This is a genomic window from Thiogranum sp. (genome assembly GCF_058323355.1).
The window spans coordinates 1-24,801 of the sequence record NZ_JBTTIO010000066.1 but is presented as its reverse complement, the minus strand read 5'-3'; the positions used below and the strand labels follow the sequence as shown (position 1 = coordinate 24,801).

19 protein-coding genes and 1 pseudogene are annotated in these 24,801 nt (G+C 57.2%); 12 read left to right on the top strand and 8 right to left on the bottom strand.

Annotated features, from left to right (window positions below; all coding sequences use genetic code 11):
* The first annotated feature begins 10 nt into the window (after nt 1-10).
* From pstA to phoU, 3 genes and pseudogenes are all read left to right on the top strand, one after another.
* Entirely contained in the window at nt 11-1,684 is a 1,674-nt protein-coding gene (gene pstA, locus ACW81B_RS10335; RefSeq protein ID WP_491580148.1) for a phosphate ABC transporter permease PstA, read from the top strand.
* Nucleotides 1,685-1,784: 100 nt separating this feature from the next.
* Nucleotides 1,785-2,522: pseudogene (pstB, locus tag ACW81B_RS10330) on the top strand (phosphate ABC transporter ATP-binding protein PstB); the annotation flags it as partial.
* A gap of 11 nt (nt 2,523-2,533) precedes the next feature.
* Complete coding sequence (gene phoU, locus ACW81B_RS10325; protein ID WP_491580147.1) at nt 2,534-3,232, top strand: phosphate signaling complex protein PhoU; 699 nt, start codon at nt 2,534-2,536, stop codon at nt 3,230-3,232.
* 72 nt (nt 3,233-3,304) lie between these two features.
* On the opposite strand, the gene argF is transcribed toward phoU, so the two are convergent.
* The 3 genes from argF to ACW81B_RS10310 all read right to left on the bottom strand — a co-directional run bounded on the left by argF (nt 3,305) and on the right by ACW81B_RS10310 (nt 6,160).
* On the bottom strand, nt 3,305-4,225 hold the full coding sequence (argF, locus tag ACW81B_RS10320; RefSeq protein WP_491580146.1) for an ornithine carbamoyltransferase: 921 nt from the start codon (nt 4,223-4,225) through the stop codon (nt 3,305-3,307).
* Nucleotides 4,222-5,397, bottom strand: coding sequence for an aspartate aminotransferase family protein (locus tag ACW81B_RS10315; RefSeq protein ID WP_491580145.1), 1,176 nt, complete (start codon nt 5,395-5,397; stop codon nt 4,222-4,224). Before ACW81B_RS10315 ends, argF begins: the two co-directional genes overlap by 4 nt.
* Nucleotides 5,398-5,560: 163 nt before the next feature.
* Nucleotides 5,561-6,160 (bottom strand): urate hydroxylase PuuD, encoded by a 600-nt coding sequence (locus tag ACW81B_RS10310; protein WP_491580144.1) that lies wholly within the window; start codon nt 6,158-6,160, stop codon nt 5,561-5,563.
* 143 nt (nt 6,161-6,303) lie between these two features.
* On the opposite strand from ACW81B_RS10310, the gene ACW81B_RS10305 reads away from it, so the two are divergent.
* The 5 genes from ACW81B_RS10305 (at nt 6,304) to grxD (ending at nt 12,793) form a co-directional block, all read left to right on the top strand.
* Entirely contained in the window at nt 6,304-7,845 is a 1,542-nt protein-coding gene (locus ACW81B_RS10305) for a hydantoinase B/oxoprolinase family protein (protein WP_491580143.1), read from the top strand.
* A gap of 190 nt (nt 7,846-8,035) precedes the next feature.
* A complete protein-coding gene (locus tag ACW81B_RS10300; protein ID WP_491580142.1) occupies nt 8,036-8,905 on the top strand; it encodes a substrate-binding domain-containing protein in 870 nt (289 codons plus the stop codon).
* A 41-nt stretch (nt 8,906-8,946) separates the two neighbouring features.
* Nucleotides 8,947-10,515 carry a GGDEF domain-containing protein gene (locus ACW81B_RS10295; RefSeq protein WP_491580141.1) on the top strand — a complete coding sequence of 523 codons (1,569 nt, stop codon included), beginning with the start codon at nt 8,947-8,949 and terminating at the stop codon, nt 10,513-10,515.
* A gap of 69 nt (nt 10,516-10,584) precedes the next feature.
* Nucleotides 10,585-12,366, top strand: a complete 1,782-nt coding sequence (locus ACW81B_RS10290) for an N-acetylglutaminylglutamine amidotransferase (RefSeq protein WP_491580140.1) — start codon at nt 10,585-10,587, stop codon at nt 12,364-12,366.
* A 103-nt stretch (nt 12,367-12,469) separates the two neighbouring features.
* Nucleotides 12,470-12,793: a Grx4 family monothiol glutaredoxin gene (gene grxD, locus ACW81B_RS10285; RefSeq protein ID WP_491580139.1), complete on the top strand. Its 324-nt coding sequence runs from the start codon at nt 12,470-12,472 to the stop codon at nt 12,791-12,793.
* A gap of 164 nt (nt 12,794-12,957) precedes the next feature.
* On the opposite strand, the gene nhaD is transcribed toward grxD, so the two are convergent.
* The 3 genes from nhaD to ACW81B_RS10270 form a co-directional block, all read right to left on the bottom strand.
* Nucleotides 12,958-14,409 (bottom strand): sodium:proton antiporter NhaD, encoded by a 1,452-nt coding sequence (gene nhaD / locus ACW81B_RS10280; protein ID WP_491580138.1) that lies wholly within the window; start codon nt 14,407-14,409, stop codon nt 12,958-12,960.
* A 48-nt stretch (nt 14,410-14,457) separates the two neighbouring features.
* Nucleotides 14,458-15,435, bottom strand: coding sequence for a diguanylate cyclase (locus tag ACW81B_RS10275; protein WP_491580137.1), 978 nt, complete (start codon nt 15,433-15,435; stop codon nt 14,458-14,460).
* A 172-nt stretch (nt 15,436-15,607) separates the two neighbouring features.
* A complete protein-coding gene (locus tag ACW81B_RS10270; protein ID WP_491580136.1) occupies nt 15,608-16,165 on the bottom strand; it encodes a hypothetical protein in 558 nt (185 codons plus the stop codon).
* Nucleotides 16,166-16,257: 92 nt separating this feature from the next.
* On the opposite strand from ACW81B_RS10270, the gene ACW81B_RS10265 reads away from it, so the two are divergent.
* Complete coding sequence (locus tag ACW81B_RS10265) at nt 16,258-17,301, top strand: cytochrome-c peroxidase (RefSeq protein ID WP_491580135.1); 1,044 nt, start codon at nt 16,258-16,260, stop codon at nt 17,299-17,301.
* A 47-nt stretch (nt 17,302-17,348) separates the two neighbouring features.
* On the opposite strand, the gene rnt is transcribed toward ACW81B_RS10265, so the two are convergent.
* Both rnt and pyrC read right to left on the bottom strand, forming a co-directional pair.
* Nucleotides 17,349-17,972, bottom strand: a complete 624-nt coding sequence (rnt, locus tag ACW81B_RS10260) for a ribonuclease T (protein WP_491580134.1) — start codon at nt 17,970-17,972, stop codon at nt 17,349-17,351.
* 283 nt (nt 17,973-18,255) lie between these two features.
* A complete protein-coding gene (gene pyrC, locus ACW81B_RS10255) occupies nt 18,256-19,287 on the bottom strand; it encodes a dihydroorotase (RefSeq protein WP_491580133.1) in 1,032 nt (343 codons plus the stop codon).
* 263 nt (nt 19,288-19,550) lie between these two features.
* On the opposite strand from pyrC, the gene pdhA reads away from it, so the two are divergent.
* The 3 genes from pdhA to ACW81B_RS10240 are packed head-to-tail and all read left to right on the top strand — an operon-like array spanning nt 19,551 to nt 24,609.
* Nucleotides 19,551-20,543 (top strand): pyruvate dehydrogenase (acetyl-transferring) E1 component subunit alpha, encoded by a 993-nt coding sequence (gene pdhA, locus ACW81B_RS10250; RefSeq protein WP_491580132.1) that lies wholly within the window; start codon nt 19,551-19,553, stop codon nt 20,541-20,543.
* Nucleotides 20,543-21,523, top strand: coding sequence for an alpha-ketoacid dehydrogenase subunit beta (locus ACW81B_RS10245; RefSeq protein ID WP_491580131.1), 981 nt, complete (start codon nt 20,543-20,545; stop codon nt 21,521-21,523). The genes pdhA and ACW81B_RS10245 overlap by 1 nt, the downstream gene beginning before the upstream one ends.
* The gene (locus ACW81B_RS10240; protein WP_491580130.1) at nt 21,523-24,609 is read left to right on the top strand and encodes an FAD-dependent oxidoreductase; all 3,087 of its coding nucleotides are present in this window, start codon (nt 21,523-21,525) and stop codon (nt 24,607-24,609) included. The genes ACW81B_RS10245 and ACW81B_RS10240 overlap by 1 nt, the downstream gene beginning before the upstream one ends.
* The last annotated feature ends 192 nt before the right edge of the window (nt 24,610-24,801 follow it).

Sequence of the window (24,801 nt, the reverse complement as noted above, 5' to 3'; positions counted from 1 at the left end):
GGGAAATTCCATGAACAAAAACTTTGGCAGCTGGGTAAAAAGTGGAAAGCCGTGGATCTGGCTGAATGCAGCGGCGGTATCCGCCAGCCTTATTATGGTACTGGGTCTGCTGGGCCTGATCGCAGTGAACGGGCTGGGGCACTTCTGGCCGTCTGCCGTGTGGGACATGCAATACCGGATGCCGGATGGCAGTGTGCAGCGTTTGATTGGTGAAATTGCCGATCGTGAACGCACCACCGTGGAACGTTTGCGCGAAGCCGGAGAGTCGGTTGAGTCCTACGGTGATCGTGTGGATATCGAACGTTTCCTGATCAAGACCGGTAACCGTGATGTCTCCGGGCTGGATTTCCGCTGGATCAACGAGCCGGCTATCATCAGCCGGAAAACACCCGAAGACCTGGTCGAACTGGAGCGTACCGAGTGGGGTAATTTCTACGGTTTCCTGCTGGATATCCGTGAAGATGGAAAGGTGGTCGCCGGGCAGGACAGTGGTGCCTGGAACGAGCTGCAGCCCCGGCTGGAACGTGTGCGTGATATCCGCAAGTTGATTCGTAAACTGGAAAAGAGCGATATAGGCGCCATCAACTACGCGCTGGAACAGTTGCGTCTGGAACGGCGTCGCCTGGAACTGGACGGTGAGGACACTCCCGAGGCGCTTGCCGCAATAGCGGATCAGCAACAGTCTTTGCAAACCCGGTTCAGCGAGCTGCAAAAACAGCTGGAAGTGCACTATCGTGAGATCGGGCGCGATGCCGTCACCCTGCGCGCCATGGGCGGAGAGTCAGTCAATATTCCGCTTGCGAACATTGTCCGTGCCTGGCAGCCCAATGCCATGGGACTGGTTCAGAAAAGCGCTTTCTATCTGTCCAGCCTGTGGGGCTTCGTCAGTGAAGATCCGCGCGAGGCCAATACCGAGGGCGGGATTTTCCCGGCCATCTTCGGTACAGTGATGATGGTGTTGTTGATGTCGCTGCTGGTGACGCCATTCGGCGTGATCGCGGCAGTTTACCTGCGTGAGTACGCGACACAGGGTCCACTGACACGGCTGATCCGCATTGCGGTCAACAACCTCGCGGGTGTGCCGTCGATCGTGTATGGCGTATTCGGCCTGGGGTTCTTTGTCTATTTCCTCGGTGGTAATATCGACCAGTTGTTTTTCCCGGAGGCGCTGCCGGCACCGACGTTCGGTACACCGGGGTTGATGTGGGCATCGTTGACATTGGCGCTGCTAACGGTTCCCGTTGTCATCGTGGCGACCGAGGAAGGCCTGTCGCGCATCCCGCGCTCGATTCGTGAAGGCAGCCTGGCGCTGGGCGCAACCAAGGCGGAAACACTCTGGCGCACCGTTTTGCCGATGGCCAGTCCGGCGATGATGACCGGTGTCATACTGGCAGTGGCGCGTGCGGCCGGTGAAGTTGCTCCCCTGATGCTGGTCGGCGTGGTAAAACTGGCACCGGCATTGCCGCTGGATGGCAATGCGCCGTATATTCACCTGGATCGCAAGTTTATGCACCTCGGGTTTCACATTTACGATGTTGGTTTCCAGAGCCCCAATGTCGAGGCGGCACGGCCACTGGTGTACGCCACCGCGCTTCTCCTGGTGCTGGTTATTGTGGCGCTCAACCTTACGGCTATCGCCATTCGCAACCGGTTGCGTGAACGTTACCGCGCACTGGATCACTGACGGGTCGAAAATGAATGACAGTATGAACATTGCAAGGACGGTTACACAGCAAGGTAACGCGGACTCATCCGTGTCAGGTGAGTCACGGATGTGTCTTGAGGTCCGGAACCTGAACCTGTTTTACGGTGAAACACAGGCGCTCGATGGAATAAGCCTGCCCATTCCGGAAAAACAGGTGACGGCCTTTATCGGTCCCAGCGGTTGTGGCAAGTCGACCTTGTTACGTTGTTTCAACCGCATGAATGATCTCGTTGACAGTGTGCGTATCGAAGGCAGTATTCTGCTCGATGGCGAGGATATTTATGCGCCTGCTGTGCAGGTTGCCCAATTACGCCAGCGTATCGGCATGGTATTCCAGAAGCCCAACCCGTTCCCCAAGAGTATCTATGAAAATGTGGCTTACGGTCTGCGCCTGCAAGGCGCCAAAAGCCGGCGGGTACTGGACGAGGTGGTGGAGAAGGCGCTGCGCAGTGCTGCACTGTGGGATGAGGTGAAAGATCGTTTGCATGAGAATGCATTGGGTATATCGGGTGGTCAGCAACAGCGCCTGGTCATAGCGCGTGCCATTGCGGTTGAACCGGAGGTGCTGTTGCTTGATGAACCGGCATCTGCGCTGGATCCAATCTCCACGCTCAAGATCGAGGAGTTGATCGACGAGCTTAAGGAAAGTTATACCATTGTTATCGTGACGCATAATATGCAACAGGCTGCACGTGTGTCGGATCAAACGGCATTTATGTACATGGGCAAGCTGATAGAACATGGTGCGACAGACAAGATATTCACCAACCCGCGCGAAAAGATGACGGAAGACTATATTACCGGGCGCTACGGATAAGGAGTTTACGGATGGAAAACCTTAATATCGGACAACATATCTCGCGGCGTTATAACGAGGAACTGGAAGATATCCGTAACCGGGTTCTGGCGATGGGCGGTCTCGTCGAGCAACAGTTGAAGGATGCCATGACCGCGCTGGAGAAGCGTGATGCAGGCCTGGCACAGCAGGTGGTAGACCGCGATTGTGAAGTCAACGCCATGGAAGTGGCGATTGATGATGAATGCAACCGTGTGCTGGCGCGCCGCCAGCCGGCCGCCAGTGATCTTCGGCTGGTGGTGGCCGTGATCAAGACCATTACCGACCTGGAGCGAATTGGCGATGAGGCAGAACGTATTGCCCGCATGGTCAGCACGCTGATTGGTGAAGAGCATTCAACGCGACTGTTTACCCAGATTCGTAATCTGGGTAACCACGTGTGTAGTATGGTACACGGTGCGCTCGATGCCTTTGCACACCTGGACACGGAAAAATCCGTGGAAGTATGGAGTGAAGACAGGCTGGTCGATGAAGAGTACGACTCGCTGATGCGTGAGTTGATGACTTTTATGATGGAAGACCCGCGCTCGATCCCGACGATTCTTCAGGCCATGTTTGCGGCGCGGGCGATGGAGCGTATTGGCGATCGTGCCGGTAATATCTGCGAGTATGTCATTTACCTGGTGAAGGGTAAGGATGTGCGGCACACCCGGGTTGATAAGCCAGGCTAATATATAGCCATCAGCTATTTGGGGTCAGAGTAAAAACTGCTTCCCGTGTATATGATTGCTAATGACAGGTTTTTACTCTGACCCCAAATAGCCAGTAAGCAGTATTTCCAGTAAAGCCTTCTGTGCGTGGAGACGGTTTTCCGCCTCGTCCCAGACGACGCTCTGTGGCCCGTCGATAACCTCGGCAGTGACTTCCTCGCCACGGTGCGCGGGCAGGCAGTGCATGAACAGGGCGTCCTTGTGTGCCTGTGCCATGAGTTCGCTGTTTACCTGGTAGCCGGCGAAAGCTTTCTCACGCTCACGTTGTTGTTCTTCCTGCCCCATACTGGCCCACACATCGGTTACCACGAGGTCTGCATTCTTCGCAGCCTCCATGGGGTCGTGACTGAGCGTGATGCAATCAGCGGCGGCTGCCATGATATCTGCATCCGGCAGATAGCCTTCCGGTGCTGCGATCTGCAGGTGGAAGTCGAACTGGCGTGCGGCGTTGATATAGGAATGGCACATGTTGTTGCCATCACCGATAAAGGCGACGGTAGCACCACGGATATCGCCACGGTGTTCGAACCAGGTCTGCATGTCGGCGAGTAACTGGCAGGGGTGGTATTCGTCGGTTAGTGCATTGATGACAGGTGCACTGGAGAACTCTGCGAAGCGCGTGATCTTGTGGTGTTCAAAAGTGCGGATCATGACGGCATCCACCATCCGCGAAAGAACACGTGCACTGTCTTCAATCGGTTCGCCGCGACCGATTTGTGTGTCTCTTGGCGACAGGAACATGGCGTGCCCGCCCAGTTGTACCATGCCGGTTTCAAACGATACACGGGTACGGGTGGACGACTTCTCGAATACCATGGCGAGCACCTTGTGCTTCAACGGCTCGAAGATGCGGCCTTCCTGTTGCCACTGTTTCAGCGTGATAGCACGTTTGATCAGGTCGCGCAGTTCATCGGGAGAAAAGTCCAGCAGGGTGAGGAAGTGTCTTGCACTCATGATGTTTCATCCACAAAGGTTTCAATCAGTTCACAAACACTGCCGCACAGCATATCAGCCTGTTCATCACTGAGAATCAGCGGTGGCAGCAGGCGCACCACGCTATCGGCTGTAACATTGATCAGCAGTCCCTTGTCGAGTGCGTGCTGTACCAGTACACCGCAGGGGCGGTCGAGTTCGATACCCAGCATCAGGCCCTTGCCGCGGATGTCAAGGACATCGTCCCTGAGGCGTGTACGGAAACCTGTCAGTAACCGCTCACCAAGTGTGGCGGCGCGTGCAATCAGTCCATCCTTCTCCAGTGTTTCAACAACAGCCAGTGCAGCGCGTGTGGCCAGCGGGTTGCCGCCGAAGGTTGAGCCGTGATTCCCGGGCTGGAAAACATCGGCAGCAGTTCCGTTTGCCAGGCAGGCGCCAATCGGTACACCGTTGCCCAGCGCCTTGGCAAGCGTCATGACATCGGGTTTGATGCCGGTATGCTGGTGTGCAAACCAGCGGCCGGTACGGCCCATGCCGGTCTGGATTTCATCCAGCATCATCAGCCAGCCGTGTTCGTCGCATAGTGAGCGTATGGTGGTGAGGTAATTGTCGTCCGGTATGCGAATGCCGCCTTCACCCATAATCGGCTCAACCAGAATGGCGACCACATCCGGGCTGTTGCCGGCGATAGTGTGTAGTGCCTCGGTATCGTTGTAGGGCGCGCGCAGGAAACCTGGCAACAGCGGTTCAAAGCCGGCCTGTATCTTGCGATTGCCGGTTGCCGTCAGCGTGGCCATGGTGCGGCCGTGGAAACTGCCCTCGGTGACGATGACCTGCGGGTTGTCGATGCCTTTCCGGTGGCCATACAGGCGCGCCAGTTTCAGTGCAGTTTCGTTGGCTTCGGCGCCGGAATTGGAGAAGAACACACGTTCCATGCCGGCTTTCTCACAGAGTATGTCAGCGAGTGCATTCTGATTATCGATCCGGTACAGGTTGGAACAGTGCAACAGGCGACCGGCCTGGTCACAGATGGCCTCAGTGACAGCCGGGTGGGCATGGCCCAGCGCACACACGGCAATACCCCCGAGTGCGTCCAGGTAACGCGTGCCGTCTGTGTCGAATAACCAGGCGCCTTCGCCATGCGAAAAGCTGACAGGCAGCGGCAGGTAAGTCTTCATCAAATGATCGGGCATGGGTTCCCCAAAACAAAAAGGCAGCCCCAGAGAAGCCGCCACCGCAAAGCGGGGATTTTATAGACTCTCCCCGCTATTTCCAAGTTCTACGGCACTTTGATACGCATTCCAGGGCAAAAAAAACCCGGCCGGAGCCGGGTTTCGATACGGTGTTGCCGTGCTATCAGAATGGCAGGCCGTGTCCGTAGGCGGTCATGCCCAGCAGCATGGGGATCGACAACAGGGTATTGGTGCGCGATGCCATCAGGGCCACAGTCTTGGCCTTGGCGATCTCTTCAGCGCTGTGCTCCTTGCCATCCAGGCCCAGAATCTTCTTCTGGTTTGGCCAGATCAGTCCCCACACGTTGAATAACATGATGGTACCCAGCCAGGCGCCCATGCCGATGACTGATGCCGGGCCGGCAAAGCTGAAGTTTTCGAAACTGAAAGCCTGGCCGAAAATACCCATTTTGCCCAGTGCCGCGGCGCCGGACAGCCAGGTCAGCAGGGCGGACCAGCGGAACCACAGCAGTGCGCGCGGTGCGACATACTTGTTAATGGCGGCCGGCCCGGGGTCCTTATCGGCCAACGCCTGGCCTACCGCAGGTACCTGTACGAAGTTGAAGTAATACAGCAGACCGATCCAGGTGATGCCCACGATGACATGGAACCACACGGTCCATTCAATGGGGTTGCCCTGGCCGTTGCTCAGGGCGAAAGCGATGATGACAGCCAGCACGATGCCAGAGACGATAGTGCCGGTAATGGATTTTAACGGGTTCATTGTTACTGCTCCTCGAAACAATGGGTTTTACTTTAGTTTTTCGATGCTTGGAATAGCCGACCGAATTAGTCAGGATTGCGAAGCTTACGGCACGCTATGGCTGAATGCAATATCAGCTTGCCGCTCGGGCATAATAGCGAACCATGGACAGTATAGAACTGGGGCTGTTTGCCAGCCGCATCGAGGCGGTGTGCCGTGAAATGGGCGCAGTGCTGCAACAGGCGGCCTTTTCACCGAATATCCGCGACCGCCTGGATTATTCCTGCGCCGTTTTTGATCCGCAGGGTGAGCTTTGCGCGCAGGCGGCGCATATCCCTGTGCACCTTGGCAGCATGGCCTATGCCATGCGCGACCTCGTGAAGTGTCGCGACTGGAAAGAAGGCGACATGCTGGTGGTGAACGATCCGTTTCGGGGCGGTACCCATTTGCCGGATGTGACACTGGTTGCCCCCGTGTTTGCCGAAGGGCTTTGTGCGGGGTTTGTGGCCAATCGTGCGCACCATGCGGATATTGGTGCAGACAGCCCCGGGTCCATGCCGATAGGTTCGCGCCTGGAGGATGAGGGATTGCTGATTCCACCGGGCCTGCTGGTCGAGGGCGGTGAAACAAAAGCCGCCGTACTCGATGGAATTATCGCAGCTACCCATAACGCGACAGTGACCGAAGGAGATTTTTCCGCCCAGATCAGTGCCAATCGCGTCGGTGTCAGCCGGGTCAGGGAACTGGTTTCGGCGGGCGGTATCGCGCACTGGCTATCCGGGCTGGCGGAAATCAACGCCTATGGTGAACGCATGGCACAGGAAGCATTGTCCGGGCTGCCGGATGGCGAATACCGTTTTACCGATTATATGGACGATGATGGCCAGGGTAACCGGGACATCAAATTACAGGTATTGCTGGCGATTCGCGGTGGCAAAGTGCGGGTGGACTTTACCGGTACCGCCGGCCAGGTCGAAGGGAATATCAACTGCCCGTTGTCGGTTGCTGCTGCCGCCGTGTTTTATGTATTCCGCTGCCTGATGGATGAACGCACTCCGGCCTGTGCGGGGAGTTTTCGTTCAATAGACATTTATGCACCACAAGGCAGTCTTGTGAATGCCTGCGCACCAGCGGCTGTCGCTGCCGGTAATGTGGAAACCAGCAGCCGGTTGGTGGATCTTGTGCTGGGTGCACTGGCGCAGGTGGTTCCACAGCGCGTGGCGGCCGCGAGTCAGGGCACCATGAACAACCTGGCGATGGGGTCACGCCTGGACGAGGGCTGGGACTATTATGAAACCATTGGTGGTGGCATGGGGGCAGGCATGGCCGGCGGTGGCCTGAGCGGTGTGCAGACACATATGACCAATACCCTGAATACGCCGATCGAAGTCCTGGAGTCAGCTTACCCGCTGCGTATCCGGCGTTACGCGTTGCGCAACGGCTCCGGTGGAATGGGCCAGGTGCGAGGGGGTGACGGGCTCATCCGGGAATATGAATTTCTGGCCCAGGCTGAAGTGACCCTGTTGACCGAGCGGCGGATTCACGCGCCCTGGGGCCTGTCGGGTGGCCAGTCCGGTGCTGTGGGTAAAAATTTGCTCAACGGCAAGTCCCTGGGGCCCAAGGTTGCCATCAACGTAGAAGCGGGTGACCGGCTGGAAATTCATAGCCCGGGGGGTGGGGGCTATGGTGTTAGTCGCTTTATATAGATTTGCGCTGTATAGAATAAATCAATATATAACAATTGGTTATAGTTTAAGTTAACAGGTTTTGTGAACTGGTTCAGATTTTTGACGCTTTGCCGTTAATGAATCGGAGCAAGATATTCAATATGTTGCACACTGGATCCATAAATCCCGTAAGTGTGATGATTTCATAAAATCTGGAGCTGAGATGAGAATGTTGAAGAAGTGGCTCGGTATCTGTGCCGGGATCCTCGTAGCAGGGATAACACCTGTCGAAAATCTTTATGCGGAGGCGGACAAGGCCATTACCGGTGCCGGGGCACATTTTGCCTGGGTCATTTTTGACAGCCTCAAGGCCGACCTGGAAAAGGTGTCGGGTCGCGATATCAAATTGCACGGTAGAAATTCCACGCTGGGTATGGGATGTAATGCCGGTATCAAGAGTGCACTACAGAACAGTCCGGATAACGAAACCTTCGGTTTTGTCTGTTGCCCGCTGAGTGACGAAGAGGTCTCCAGCAAGAAGCTCAAGGTGTATCCGATTGCGCTGGAGCCTGTCTACATTGTTGTAAACCAGGCAAATCCGATCAACGATATCAGCGAGGAACAGGTTCGGGCTGTTATGCGCGGTGATGTCATCAACTGGAAGGAGCTGGGCGGGGCGGATGAACCCATCGTGCTGGTGGCACGCCTGCACTGCAAGAAGCGTCCGGGGCACTGGAAGACAATACTGCCTGATGCAAAGCTGTTCCGTCAGCAGCGGCTGAACGTCAAGAGTGCCGCCGACATGGTGCAGCGCATCAGTGATTTCAGGAGTTCATTCGGGCATATTGGCTCAACCTGGGAATTTGGCCCTGACAGCCGACTCAAGGTGCTGAGTGTCAACGGGTTCATGCCAACACCCGAAAACCTGCGACTTAAAAAGTATCCGTTCTACCGGGAGTTGTCGGCGGTAACCGATGGTCATCCCTCGGCTGATGTGCTGACTATCATTCACGAAGTGCAAACCGGTCCTGCGTTCCGTCGGGTTGCCACAAAGTACAACCTGCTTCCCTTGAAGAGCGCACAAGCACACGATCCATGAATTACACATCCCGTATATTTTTATATGTAGGGATGCTGATCGTGTTACTCACAGGGATGATGCTGCTGTCCTTCCGGACGGCAACGGATATTGTTGTTTCCGGCTCACATGAACACCTCCGCCATGCTGCCATACGCAAGCAGGAGAGCGTTCGCCTGGAGGGTGAGGAGTTACTGAGCTACACGGATATTATCGCCAATGACCTGCGTCTGCAGGAATACCTGTACATTATTATAGAGATTGGTGCCAGCAGGGAAGCGCTGGCGTCATATTATGACCGCCAGTTCAGCTCATTGCCGACAGACGCGCATGTGCTGGTTTCCAGTAGTGGCGATGTGTTGTATGGCGAAAAATACAAGGACGTGGTGAATGTGTTGCGTAAACGGGGCGGTGCCAGTGTACGCGAACAGTTCCTGTTTCTTTCCTCTGAAGGTCCGGTCCTGGTCGCTACGCAGCCAGTCGTGTACCAGGGGCAGACCCTTGCAACCAGTGCCGTGGCACGTCTCCTCGGGAACGACTGGTTAAGGCGGCAGGAAAGCAAGTCTGAAGATTACCTGATATTTTTTGAATCCGGTGGGCGCATATTGTGGAGCAGTAATCCGGACTTTCGGGGCTTCCTGATTGACACAAATAAACAGATGATCGCCGATGGCGAGCGTTCCTTCCATTTGCGGGAAGTCGAGCTGCAGGGTGCTGAAAGCAATATGCCGCGCTTGTGGTTTGCTGCATCAGAAACGCATTTGCTGCAGATGCTTAATCGCTACCGGAACTGGGCCTACGCGTTCTCTCTGCTGGGAGGTTTGACAGTTCTGCTGCTCGGCTGGTTGATGATACGGAACTTCCGGCGGCCGTTTGCGCAGCTCATGGAGGCAACCGAGGCCATGGTGCATGGTCGCTTGCCGGTGCTGAACCGAAGTGAATCACGAACCGAGCTGGACCAGTTGCTGAACCGTTTTGCTGACGTGCTTGACGCCTTGCGGCGGGAAAAGGCCAAGGTCAAAAAAGCGCACAGGAAGCTTCAGGAAACAGCAATTACTGACAGTCTGACGGGTATGTACAATCGACGTTATCTGCAGGAAATCACGCCCGGTCTGTTTGCCCAGGTCGAGCGCGATGGTCGCTATTTGACAGCAATACTTCTCGACCTGGATTTTTTCAAGGCGATTAATGATGAGCACGGTCACCTGGGTGGTGATGCGGTGCTGGTGCATTTCTCACGCCTGCTAAAACATAATTCCCGTGCCAATGATTACCTGTTCCGCATCGGCGGTGAAGAATTCCTGATTCTGAATGTGGCGAAGGATCCCGGGGGGAGCGTGGCACTGGCCGGGAAAATACGCGAACTGGTGAGTGAGACGCCCGCAAACTATCAGGGCGTGAGTATCCCGATGACGGTAAGTGCCGGCATCAGCTGTTGTTCCGGACATGCCGGGGAGGGCTCGTTGTCGCGGCTGATGCGTGCAGCAGACAAGGCGCTTTACGAGGCCAAGGCCAGCGGGCGTAACCGCGTTGTTGTGCACATGAGTTGCAAGGACGTTAGCAGGTCGGTGAGCAAGCGGGTGCAGAACAAGCCCTTGTCACTGGTGCGACACATAAAAGATCCTTCCTGAACATCCGTCAGTCCTGTTTTCTGTTCCCCGGGATGATGAATCTCCCCGGCATCTGGTACAGTTCAGCTTATGTGTGGAATCTGCGGTGAACTCCGTTTTGATGGCAAGGCCCCTGACGCCGGGGTTGTGACGCGTATGCTGTCCCGGCTGGAACGGCGTGGGCCTGACCATGAAGGGCGTTACCTGAAAGGACCTGTGTCGCTGGGGCATCGCCGGCTGTCGGTTATCGACCTGTCTGATGCATCGAATCAGCCCTGGGTTGATGAAGCGTCCGGCCTTTCGCTGGTCTTTAACGGGGCGATCTATAACTACCGTGAACTGCGCGCCGAACTGGTTCGTGAGGGCGTACAGTTTGTCAGCGACGGTGATACCGAGGTGGTGCTCAAGGCCTATGCGCACTGGGGTGAGGGCTTTGTTTCCCGTCTGCACGGTATGTTCGCGCTGGCTATCTGGGACAGCCGGCGCCAACAGTTGCTGGCGGCACGTGATCGATTTGGTATCAAGCCGTTCTATTACCGCCACACGCGCAACAGTTTCCGCTTTGCATCCAGTACCCAGGCCCTGTTGTCTGCCGGCGGCGTCGATACCGGCTTTGACAGTGTCGCCCTGCACCACCACTTTACCCTGCACGCCGTGGTGCCGGCACCGCGTACCCTGTTGAAGGGGATTCGCAAGTTGCCGCCCGCGCATCTGCTGGTCATTGATGCGAAGGGCAAGGAGCGTCTGTCGGCCTACTGGCAACTCGATGCCTCGCCGCCCGATCAGCCACTCAGTGAGGGCGAGTGGCTTGAAGCAACCCGCACAGCCCTGCTGGAAGCCGTACGTCGGCGCCGGGTGATCGCCGATGTGCCGGTTGGTGTGCTGTTGTCAGGCGGGCTGGACAGCAGCCTGCTGGTTGCGCTGTTGGCAAGGGAAGGTGGCAATGATCTGCTGACGTTCTCTGTGGGGTTTGAGGATCATGTGGACGAGCGTGGTAATGAGTTCGAGTTTTCAGATGCAGTAGCCGAACGTTATGGTACACAGCATCACAAGATTCATGTGCCGAACCATGAGGTCCTCGACCGGTTGCCGGAAGCCATCGACCAGATGGCCGAGCCCATGGTGGGTCAGGATGCCGTGGCATTCTTTCTACTGTCGGAAAAGGTGTCACAGCACGTCAAGGTGGTACAGAGCGGACAGGGTGCCGACGAGGTATTTGCCGGGTACTTCTGGTATCCACGCATGCACGCGGCACGTGGCTCTGATATTGAGCGTTTTCGTCCCTTCTACTTCGATCGCGATCACCAGGAGTATCTGCAAATGGTGGCCCCGAAGTACGCGGGTCCGGACTATACCGGGGCGCTGGTTGAGGAGCGTCTGAAAGCCGTTAACACGAGCGAGTACCTGAACAAGGTGCTGCACTTCGATGTCACGACATTGATTGTCGATGACCCGGTGAAGCGCGTTGACAACATGACCATGGCGTGGGGGCTGGAGGCGCGTGTTCCGTTCCTCGATCAGCAACTGGTCGAACTGGTAGCGCGCATGCCTGCGGAACTGAAACTCCGTGACAACGGCAAGTACCCACTCAAGAAGATCGCGCGAGGCCTGATCCCGGACGCAGTGATTGATCGGCCCAAGGCCTATTTCCCCGTGCCTGCGCTGAAATATATCAGTGGGCCGTTCCTTGAATTCATGCGCGACATTCTGACATCGCGTGCCTGCCGTGAGCGTGGACTGTATCGCGAGAGTTATGTGCAATTACTGCTGGAGAACCCGGAACAGCAGTTTACCCGGCTGCAGGGCAGCAAACTGTGGCACCTTGCTGCCCTGGAGTTGTGGTTGCAGCGCAATGTCGATACAGCCGGTTGACACAAGGTATTCAAAACCCCTTTAAAAAAGGCTTTTTCAGGCTCTCCCGGCTGCGTACAATTGTCCGTCAGTCGAATGAATCCAGAATCGAGAGGTAGTAACCATGGATGTAATGGAACGCATACAGCAGGCTGTTGACAGTCAGCCGATTGTCGTCTTTCTGAAAGGTACGCCCCAGCTGCCGAGCTGTGGTTATTCCGCCCGTACAGCGCAGGTGCTGCAGGCCTGTGAGGTTGAGTTTGGCCATGTCAACGTACTGGCGGACCCGGAAATTTTCGAGAACCTGCCACGCTTTGCCAACTGGCCTACGTTCCCGCAGGTGTATGTCAATGGTGAGTTGATCGGTGGTCACGATATTACCCTGGAAATGTTCCAGAAGGGTGAGCTAAAGCCCCTGTTGCAGGAAGCAGTCAAAAAATCTTCCTGATTCTCAAGTTGTTTCAGTATCGAATGGCACTAAGTTAAGTCGAAATCACCACCGTCATCCCGGCGCAGGCCGGGATCCAGGCGGTTGGATCAGGCTTTCTGGATTCCCGCCTGCGCGGGAATGACGGGATTTAAGGCTTAACTTAGTGCCATTCGTTTCAGTATTCAGCCTGCTGTAAACAGTTTCGCATTGATCAGGAAGTGTGCCCAGATGCTGGCAGCGTAACCGAGCGCAATGGCCCAGCTCCATTTCATGTGCGCAAAGAAAGTGTAGATGCCGCGTGCCTGGCCCATAACGGCAACACCGGCTGCGGAGCCGATCGATAACAGTGAGCCACCTACACCGGCTGTGAGCGTCACCAGTAGCCACTGACCCTGGTCCATGGACGGTTCCATCGCCAGCACGGCAAACATCACCGGAATGTTATCAACAATGGCAGACAGGATTCCGACCAGTATGTTGGCCTGTGTGGCGCCCAGGTCACCGTACATCAGTTGTGAACCGACGGCGAGGTAACCGATTGTACCGAGTCCGCCAACACACAAAATGATGCCATAGAAGAACATCAGTGTGTCCCATTCGGCGCGTTCCAGGGATTTGAAGATGTTAAAACCGGCATCTGTCGAGGGTTTGCCCTCGATTTCCATCGATTCCCCGGAGAGGGCCTCCACGGGTTCGGGTTGCGTACGTTTCTTGAGGTAGTAGCCGTAAAATTTAAGGAAGCCCAGACCGGTCATCATGCCCAGCACCGGCGGCAGGTGCAGGAAGTTGTGAGCGGAAACCGCCATGCTGATTGTCAGTATGAAAAGGCCGACCACGACCCAGGCGCCGTACCTGAGTTCAACGGCCTCGTGGTGCGCCTGTGGTGCGGTACCCGGGACTGTCATGCCAAGAATGACAGCCGGAACCAGCCAGTTGACCAGTGAAGGTACAAATAAGGCGAAGAACTCCTGGAACTGTACGATGCCTTTCTGCCACACCATCAATGTGGTGATGTCGCCGAACGGGCTGAAGGCGCCACCGGCATTGGCGGCAACCACAATATTGACGCAGGCCACGGCAACAAAGCGGTGGTCGGAACCGCCTACCGCCATGACCACAGTTGCCATGAGCAGGGCAGTTGTCAGATTGTCGGCTACCGGGGATATGACAAAGGCCAGCGCTCCGGTAATCCAGAATATCCTGCGCAGTGAAAATCCACGTCCAACCAGCCAGGCGCGGAGGGCATCAAAAACCCCGCGCTCTTCCATGGTGTTGATATAGGTCATGGCGGCGAGCAGGAACAGGAACAGTTCGCCGAACTCTTCCAGGTTATGTCGAACTGCAAGCTCGGCGGTATGGGTGTCGCCAGCCTGCATATAGAGCAGTGCCACAATAAGCCAGATGAAACCGGCTGCGACCATGGTGGGTTTGGACTTGCGCAGGTGTAACGCTTCTTCGCCGATGACCAGCGCATAGGCGAGGACGAAAATACCAACAGCCAGCCAGCCGCCCCAGTGGCTGGTAAAGTTCTGCGGGTGCATGGCATCGGCGGAAGCCAGTGCCAGGCCCGGCAGTAGCGTCAGCAGGAGACCGGCTAACCAGCACCGGCAGGTTGAGGTCGTGGTTCGTTTCATCTTTCAGCTCCTTTCTGTCGTCCGTGACTTCGACGTGTCCATGTCCCGTCAGGCAATACGGTTACGCCCGGCTTCTTTTGCCTGGTACAGCCGTTGGTCAGCGGCATTCACCACATCGCGCCAGTCTTCTGACGCCGGTACCTGCTGATCGGGATTGTAGCGGGATATGCCGGCGCTCATGGTGAGTACGTCATAAGGACTCTTGCAATGTGTAATGGAAGCATCCTGCAGCTGCTTCAGGATGCGTTGTACGAGAATTTCTCCACCACCTGGCATGGTGTCCGGCAGCAGCAATAACAGTTCTTCTCCACCGTAACGGTATACCCGGTCTGATTTGCGAATGGAGGATTTCACAATTGAAGCGACTTGTTTCAGCGCTTCGTCTCCGGCCAGATGGCCATAGTGGTCGTTAAAGGCCTTGAAGAAATCAACATCCAGTAATACGGCAGTGTAGGTCTGGCCATAGCGGAGTGCGCGCGCATGGGTGTGCTCCAGGTCTACTTCCATGGCGCGCCGGTTGCCAATGTTCAGCAAGCCATCCTCCAGCGAAAGCGATCGTAGTTCTGCGTTGGCGGCGGTTAATTGTTCTGTACGTTCAAGAATGGCCCGCTCGATGACCTGTTGTTGTTGTTCGATAACATGAAAGTGCGCCTGCGCGAGATCGGTCTGGGTAATCAGGCCAACCAGTTTCTGTTCGTTGTTTACGACAGGGAAATGGCGAACACCGTCAGTCCGTGCAATCACCAGGGCATCAAAAAGTGTCTGATCTTCATGCATCATGCAGGGCGGGGCAGACATGAAATTTGAAGCAGGTTCACGGGTCAGGCCGGGCATATCGAGGATGCGCTCCAGAACACTAACCAGGTCGCGTTCCGTGATGATGCCTGTCGGGATACCGTTCTCACCCAGCACTGCGCAGGAATGGCGCTTTGATTGCATCGTGTTTATCACGGTTTGCAGCGGTGTTTCCGGGGAGAGCAGTGCAACATCCCGGGTCATCAGTTTGTGAATGAAGATTTGTGGCATAACGGGATCCTGGTGACAGGTTACAAGATCGTACTGGCCCCGTTAGCGGCACATAGTGCGTGGAATTTAAATGATTTTTAAGGGAGCCCTGATTAATTCGAAATCGTCATTCCGGCGCAGGCCGGAATCCAGAACATTCAACACCCTGGTGGTGCCCCTGCCCGCAGAAGGGTCAGTGACGCTGGTCCAGTTTTTCCAGTTCCGCAAGAATCCCCAGCACCAGCTTCTCGCCCTCGTCACTCATGCCTTCTGTCAGTTCTTCTGCGTCCCGTACCCCCTGCACCAGGGGGCGCAGTATGCCGGCCAGGCGAGCCATGTCCCCGCCGGCCCGCATCATTTGCTGGGCCATGGTGCCAAGCAGTTGCAGGGTTTCCATGTTGCCGGTACGGGCGCCATTGATCATGGCGGCGAGACCGGGTGCCGCCATGGCGCCGTCTATCCCCTTGTTGAGGTCGGGGAGTGTTTCCGGGTTCTGCAGGCCGCGCAGGATCGAGCCGACAATGGCCGCATCTTCTTCATCCAGGTTATTGAGCAGGGCCATGTCCCGTGATCCGGCAAGTATCTTGCGGATTGCAGCCACCAGTTGCAGCCAGCCATTCTGTTCGGCCTGTTTCAGGATTTCATCGAGGTCCGGCACCATATCCTTGTTCTGGCAGCCGATTACAACACGGTGTATCAGGCCGGTGTGGGCTTCGATGATTTGCTGGTCTTTTTCAGGAAGCATAGCCATGCGTCTACCTTTTTGCTTGCGTGTGAAATCCCCTGATGTGAGATAATAGTGCGATTTCGTGGAAATGAACACAGGTTCAGGGAGTATGTCATATGTTAAAATGTATCAGGTTCATCCAGTTGTTGCTTGTTCCAGTCCTGTTTGCGGGTGTGGCCTCGGCTGCGGACTGGCAAGCCTTGCCGGACAAGGCGCCCGAGCCGGCAGACAATCCAACCACTGCGGAAAAGGTCGAGCTTGGCCGCATGCTGTACTTTGATCCACGCTTTTCAAAAACCGGTACGGTATCGTGCAACTCCTGCCATAACCTGATGCTGGGCGGCGATGACAATCGTGATTTTTCCATGGGCGTGCACGGCAAGACTGGCGGTCGCAGTGCACCGACAGTATGGAATGCTGCTTTTGCCTCTTCGCAGTTCTGGGACGGTCGTGCGGCAAGCCTGGAAGATCAGGCCAAGGGACCGGTGGTCAACCCGGTTGAAATGGGTATGAGCGACCTTGAGAAAGCCATGAACCGGGTACGCGCCATACCGGGTTACAAGCGCTACTTCGAACGCGCTTTCGGTGACAAAAACCCGATGACGGTAGACAACGCTGCCAAAGCGGTTGCCGCGTTTGAACGCACCATGATTACGCCGGGCAGTCCCTATGATCGTTTCGTAAAGGGTGACAAGACAGCCCTGACGGCGCAGCAGCAACGTGGCATGCAGGCGTTTGCCGACACAGGTTGTGCCAGTTGTCATTCCGGGCCGGCTTTCAATGGGCCGTCAATGCCCGCCGGTACCGGCTTCTTCATGAAGTTTCCAACTTTTGCGGACAGTGACTATGTAAAAAAGTATGGCTTCATGGAAGACAAGGGTCGCTTTGAAGTGACAGGTAACAAGGCGGATATGCACCTGTTCAAGGTGCCGACGCTGCGCAATGTGGCGCTGACGGCGCCGTATTTCCATAACGGCTCGGTTGCCACGCTGGCTGAGGCCATCCGGGTGATGGCCAGGGTGCAGTTGAATGCAGACCTCGACGATGCGAAGGTTGCGGATATCGAGGCTTTCCTGAATGCATTGACCGGCGAGTTCCCCGAACAGAAGCTGCCACGTCTGCCGGCTACACCGGGATGGTCGATTGTTACCGGAAAGTAAACGAAGACCCCGGCATAACCTTCGCCCGGTCATGATAGGGCGGAGGTTTATTGCCCGGTAAATTCATCCCATTTATTGACGATAATGCAGAACAGTTCGGCGGTGCGTTCAGCATCGTATTTTGCCGAATGCGCCTGTTCCTGGTCCCATTCCATCCCGGCGGCAAGTGCGGCGCGCGCCAGTACGGTCTGACCGAAGGCAAGGCCGGCCAGTGAAGCCGTGTCGAAACTGCTGAAAGGGTGGAAGGGATTACGTTTGATCTTGCAGCGCTCAGCGGCGGCGTTCACGAACCCCAGGTCGAAAGACGGGTTGTGTCCCACCAGGATCGCGCGCGTGCAGGCGGCTTCTTTAACGGCCTTGCGTATTGGCGGGAAAATTTCACCCAGTGCCTGGGTTTCGGGTTTTGCCATGCGGAACGGGTGGTAGGGGTCGATACCGGTAAATTCCAGTGATTTTTCGTCCAGGTTGGCGCCGGGGAAGGGTTCCACGTGGCAGGCGTGGGTTTCCACCGGGCACAGCTTCCCCGCTTCGTCATAGTCGAGAATGACGGCGGCGATTTCCAGCAAGGCATCGCGTTTGGCGTTGAAGCCGGCGGTTTCAACGTCGACAACGACGGGCAGGAAACCGCGGAAGCGGTTGGCGAGTTTTGCGCTGGCGTTTTCATCGGACATTCGACAAGCATACCGGAAGGGGTTGGTTGGGGTGAACTTTTCGGGGTTTGGAGGGCTGTGCGTTGCAGGATGTTGGCTGGTCGGGGACGGCTTTTCCGGTTCAACGGTTTGCCCGCTACGCGGGTTCCCTGCGCCGTCCGCGCGACAGCGTGGATGGCGAGTTTAGCGAGCGCGCAACAGACCGAGAAGCGCAGGGAACCCGCGTAGCGGGCAAACCGTTACCGGCAAGAAATACCACCGCCCCGTGACGAAATGAGAGCACCTTTTGTAGCCATAACAACGATCAGCTCGGCAGTTTCCAGTGCAGAACCCCGCCCGCCCGCATGGGAATGAGTTTGTCCTTACCCATCGGATAATAATCCGGTACCGTCCAGTCTTCCCTGGTTAACGTAATGGTGTCTTCATTACGTGGCAGGCCGTAGAAATCCGCCCCAAAGTGGCTGGCGAAGGCTTCCAGCCTGTCCAGTGCACCGGCCCGCTCGAAAGCTTCTGCATAGAGCTCGATTGCTGCGTGTGCGGTATACAGACCGGCGCAGCCACAGGCACTTTCCTTGGCCTGTTGCGGGTGTGGGGCACTGTCGGTGCCGAGAAAGAATTTCGGGTTACCGCTGGTGGCGGCTTCCACCAGCGCTTCACGATGTTGCTCACGCTTGAGGATCGGCAGACAATAGTTGTGCGGGCGGATGCCGCCGACAAACAGGGCATTGCGGTTGAGCAGCAGGTGGTGAGCGGTGAGGGTGCCGGCGATGTTGTCCGGCATGCCGGTGACGAAATCTATGCCCTGCTGCGTGGTAATGTGTTCGAGAACAATTTTCAGCGCGGGGAAGCGTTTCACGATCGGTTCCAGCACTTGCTCGATGAACACGGCTTCGCGATCAAAGATGTCCACATCGGGATCGGTCACTTCGCCGTGCACCAGTAGCGGCATGCCGGCCTCCTGCAGGGCTTCCAGCGCAGGCCAGGTGTTTTCAAGTCGGGTCACGCCGGCGTCGGAGTTGGTTGTCGCGCCAGCCGGATAGTACTTGACGGCTTTCACCGCACCACTGTCCTGCGCGGCGCGTATGGTGTCGGGTGAAGTCCTGTCAGTGAGGTACAGGGTCATCAGCGGTTCGAAGTCACTGCCGGCGGGCAGTGCATCGAGAATGCGCTGGCGGTAGGCGAGCGCGGCATCGGTGTCGGTTACCGGTGGCTTGAGATTGGGCATAATGATGGCGCGAGCGAACTGCTTCGCGGTGTGGGCAATCACTGCACGCAGGGCGTCACCGTCCCGTACGTGCAGGTGCCAATCGTCCGGGCGCTGGATTGTCAAGTTCATAATGTGCGTATTCCGGTTGTTTTCCGTTGATTTTCCGACGCTTTTGCCGCCGTTCGCGGCATTTTTCGCCTTGACCTTGGAGGGCAAAACACAGATCATATCGCGCTCGGTTTTTGCCGGGTAGCGGTTGCTTTATGCAGACCGTGCCGAGCGTGGCAGCGTGGCCGGACAGCGTTGTTGGAGCATGCGGAAAACTCGGGAAAATATCAATACTTTCAATTCATTGACGAGACCAACCGGGTCTCGGGACTGCAAGGAGCCTCATGAACGTTGCCGACAAAAAACGGCTGCTGCGCGAAATGTTGTTTGCGCGGCGCTTTGAGGAGCGCTGCTACGAAGCGTACGTCGAACGAAAAATTGGCGGATTTCTGCACCTGTACTCAGGTGAAGAAGCCTGCGCCCACGGTGTGCTGGAAGCTGCACGGCCGGGTGATGACTATGTGATTACCGGCTACCGGGACCATATTCACGCCATCAAATGCGGTGCGGACCCGAAAAAGGTCATGGCCGAGTTGTATGGCAAGGAAACCGGCTCCTCCAGGGGGCGGGGCGGTTCCATGCATATCTTCGACGTCGAACACCATTTTATGGGTGGCTATGCGCTGGTCGGCGGGCCCTTCCCGCTGGCGGCCGGTATGGCCAAGGCGATCAAAATGAAGGGTACGGACCAGATCTCGATCTGTTTCCTCGGTGATGCCGCCAACAACCAGGGCACGTTCCACGAATCACTGAACATGGCCAGGGTGTGGAGCCTGCCGGTGCTGTACGTGTGTGAGAACAACCTGTACGGTATTGGCACGCGTATCGACCGTTCCACGGCGGTCATCGACCAGTACAAGCGTGTTTCCGGTTACGATATTCCTTCCGCACAGGCTGACGGCCAGGATATCGAGGCGGTTTACAAGGCAGCGAAGAAGGCTGTCGACCATGTGCGTTCCGGCAAGGGGCCTTACTTCCTCGAACTGATGACCTACCGTTATCGTGGCCACTCCATGTCCGATTCCAATGCCTACCGTTCAAAAGACGAAGAGCGCATGTGGTCGAAGCGTGATCCCATCATCCTGCTGCGCGACCGTCTGATCGAGGCCGGTGAGATCAGCAGGGACGACTACAAGGCAATGGATACGGAGATTCTCGACCAGATCGAGGACGAGATTATTGCATTCGCCGAGGCTTCACCCGAGCCGCGTGTCGAGGAACTGGAGAAGTATTGCCTGGCGGAGAATGACCCCTGGGTGCTGGGAGGTGGCCGCTGATGGCTGAGATAATGTACTGGGAAGCGATCCGTCGCGCCCACGATGAAGAAATGGAACGTGATCCCATGGTGATCTGCATGGGTGAAGATATCGGTGTTGCCGGCGGTACCTACAAGGCGACCAAGGGCCTGTATGAAAAGTATGGCCCGGAGCGCGTCATCGATACACCGATTTCCGAGAACGGTTACACCGGTCTGGGCATCGGTGCGTCCTTCCTCGGCGTACGCCCGATTATCGAAATCATGTCAGTGAACTTTGCCTGGCTGGCGATGGACCAGTTGTTCAACTCGGCCGCCAAGGTGCGTTACATGTCAGGTGGCCAGCTGACGGCACCGATTGTCATGCGTTCTGCCGGCGGTACCGCGCATCAGCTGGGTGCACAGCATTCCGCGCGTATGGAGAAAGTGTTCATGGGTATTGCCGGTCTGCGCGTGGTAACGCCGAGCACGCCGAAACAGGCCTATGGCTTGCTGAAATCCGCTGTACGTTGCGATGACCCGGTGTATATCAACGAACACGAACTGATGTACAACATGAAGGGCGAAGTGCCTGACGAGGAATATTTTCACCCGCTGGAAGGTTCCGAGGTGGTACGCGAGGGACGCGACCTGACGCTGTTCGGTTACAACATTTCCGTGCACTGGTGCCTGCAGGCGGCAGAGACCTTGTCGAAGCAGTTCGGTATCGAAGCCGAGGTGGTCGACCTGTATGCCCTGTCCCCGCTGGACCGGGTGGGTATTGCTGCTTCCGTGCGCAAGACCCATCGCGCCATTATCGTTGAAGAAGCCGAGCCGCCGGTGGGTGTTGGCGCAGAAGTGATGGCGATTATCAATGAAGCATGCTTCTTTGAACTCGACGCGGCGCCACAGCGCGTATCGGCGGTCAATGTGCCGGTTCCCTACAACCACACGCTGGAGAAGGCGGCTATCCCCGGCCCCGACGATGTGGTTGCGGCTGCCCGGAAGATGGTTGGTAAATAATGGCTGAACCCTATGTAATCAAAATGCCCCAGTTGTCCGACACCATGACCGAAGGTGTGGTCGTCAGCTGGGAGAAGAACGTCGGCGACAAGGTTGAGCGTGGCGATATCGTGGCCACGGTCGAGACCGACAAGGCCATCATGGACGTGGAAGTGTTTCGTGACGGTTACCTGTCCGGACCGCTGGCGCCGGTCGATGCCACTGTACCGGTGGGGGAGCCTGTGGCTTACCTGGTGGCCAGTGCGGATGAAGTGAATACAGGCGGTGAGGCCCCGGTTGCAGCAGCGTCTGAACCTGAAGCAACGGCTAAACCTGCCGCGCAGGAATCCACTGCAGCAGGATCGGCGGCGGAAACTGAACCGGCCCCTGCCGAAGCTGTCGCACCGGAGGGCGCCACACACACCATTATCATGCCGCAGTTGTCGGACACCATGACCGAAGGTGTACTGGTCAGCTGGGAAAAAGACATCGGTGACAAGATCGAACGTGGCGATATTGTCGCCCAGGTCGAGACCGACAAGGCCATCATGGACGTGGAAGTGTTCCGTGACGGCTACCTGTCCGGCCCGCGCGTAGCGGTTGACGCCACAGTTCCCGTTGGTGAACCGCTGGCCTATCTGGTCGAGACTGCGGACAAGGTGGTGAATGAAGAAGCGGTGCCTGTCACTGCTGTAAAAACTGAATCTGCTTCCGCCGCAGCAGCGGGCGGAGAAGCTGCTGCGACTGCACTTGCCACACCCGTTTCACCTCCCGTTATTCCGGCAGGCGGTACGCCTGCCCCGCGCCCGCAAGGTCGTGCAGCCACACCTTACGCGCGTGCCATTGCCGGTGCGCGGGGTATCGACCTGGGCAGGCTGGGCGGGACTGGCCCGGGTGGCGTGATTGTCGCTGCCGATGTGCAGTCCGCGCAGCCGGCCGCCGCACCGGCCGCGGGCTTCCCGCAGGTCGACGTGCCGGGTAACGGCCGACCCATGAACAAGCTGGAAAAGGCCATCAGCGATGCCATGACATCCTCGCTGAGCATGCCGACCTTCCACGTGACGGCGCATATCAAACTCGGTGCCCTGATCAAGGCATCCAGGGCGCAGGGCGCCTCGGTGACGGTTGCTATCGCCAGGGCCTGCGCCATGGCCATGCAGCAGTACCCGAAAATGAACTGGTGCTACCAGCCGCAGGACAAGCTGATCGAACGCAGTAACGTCGATATCGGCATGGCCGTGTCCGCCGATGGTGGCGGCCTGGTGGTGCCGGTGCTGCGTAATTGTGAAAGCCGCGAACTGGATGAACTCGGTGAAGACTGGAAAGACCTGGTCGAGCGTGCCCGCAAGCGCCGCCTGAAACCGGAAGAATACAGCGGTTCAACCTTCCAGATCTCCAACATGGGTATGTTCGGCGTCAGCCATTTCGACGCCATCGCCACGCCGGGTATCGCGGCCATTCTCGCCATTTCCGCCAACACCGAACAGGGCAGTCCGTTTACCATTACCGCCGACCACCGCGTGGTCAATGGCGCCGAAGTGGCGTTGTACCTCAATGCCCTGAAAGAACTCATCGAACAGCCCGACAGCTGGATGGGCCCGAGTGGTCCTGCTATCCCGGAAGGTAACTGGGATTACGACGTGGTGGTGGTTGGCGGTGGTCCCGGCGGTGAAGACTGCGCCCGTGATCTTGTCGCGCATGGTCTCAAGGTGGCGATGATCAACGATTCCCCGTTGCCGGGCGGCGAATGCCTGTGGCGTGGCTGTATTCCCTCGAAAGCCTGGCGCGCTGCCGCGGACCGTATCCGTGACCGCCTGCACGATGCTCACCTCGGTATCACCCCGGGCAAGCCGAAGCTGGACTGGAAGGCGCTGGAAGCCACGCGCCGCAAGGTGCTGGAAACCCGTGGCGACATGGCGCTGAAAACCGACAAGGGTGTGAAGATCAAATACATCCAGGGCTTTGGTCGCTTCGTCGACGAGCACACGGTGTTTGTCGATACTTCCGGCAACCAGGATGATCCGCATACCCGCGCCGTGAATGCCGACAAGCCGAGCGGTGAAACCATCACCTTTGGCTGTGCCGTGATTGCCACCGGCGCACCGCCTTTCGTGCCGCCGATTCCCGGCGCCGTGGAAGGGCTGGTCGAAGGTGGTGGGGTACTCACTTCCGATACCGTCTGGCAACTGGAGCAGCAGCCGAAGAAACTGGTCGTTATCGGCGGCGGCGCCATCGGCCTGGAAATGGCGCAGATCTTCCAGGACTTCGGCACCAACGTCACGCTGCTGGAAGCCAAAGACCGCATCCTTGCCGAAGTGGAACCGGAAATTGCCAGACACCTGACCGGCGTACTCAACGACGATCCACGCCTGACCGTGCATACCTCGGTGCAGATCGACAGGATCAGCGGCAAGGCCGGCGCCGTCACCGTTAAATACAAGGACAGCGACGGCAAGGCCCACACCATCAAGGTCGATTACGTCATCATGGGGACCGGCAAGCGCCCGGTACTGGACGGACTGGAGCTGGACAAGGCCGGCGTGGCCAGCGAACACAGCATCATCAAGGCCGATGCGCGCTGCCGTACCAGCGTGCCGCATATCTTTGCCATCGGTGACGTGATCGGTGGGTTGATGCTGGCGCACACCGCCGCGCAACAGGGCCGTGTGGCTGCCGCCACCATCCTTGGCGAAGACATGAAGTACGACCAGGACAAGGACTGTGGCGTGATCTTTACCCGCCCCGAGGCAGCGTTCGTTGGCCTGTCTGTCGACCAGGCCAAAGCGAAGGGCATCGATGCCGTGGAAGCCAGGGTGCCGATGAGCATCGACGCCAAGGCCATGATCAACAACGAACTGCACGGCATGATCAAGATCGTGGCGGACAAAAAGACGCAACGTATCATTGGTGTGCACTTGCTGGCGGATCATGCGGATACGCTGATTGGCGAGGCAGTGATGATGGTGTCCGGGAATATGACGCTGGAGCAGGTGGGTCACGCGATACACCCGCACCCGACGCAGACAGAAATGTTTGGCGAACTGGCGCGGCGGCTTGGGTCCCGGTTGCGGCGTAGTGCGAAGATGAAGTCTAAAGCAAAGGGCTGATTGATTGTTGTTTGGGCAGACGGGAGTGTGTGGCCGGATTTCAGGCCAATGGTTTGCCCGCTGCGCGGGTTCCCTGCGCTTCTCGCAAAACGCAGCGCGATCCCAAACTCGCGGTTTCTTCGAAACCGCTCAAACAGGGATCGCTTCTTCTGCGTTTTGCTGCGATGCTCGGCTGCACCAACGGCCTGAAAT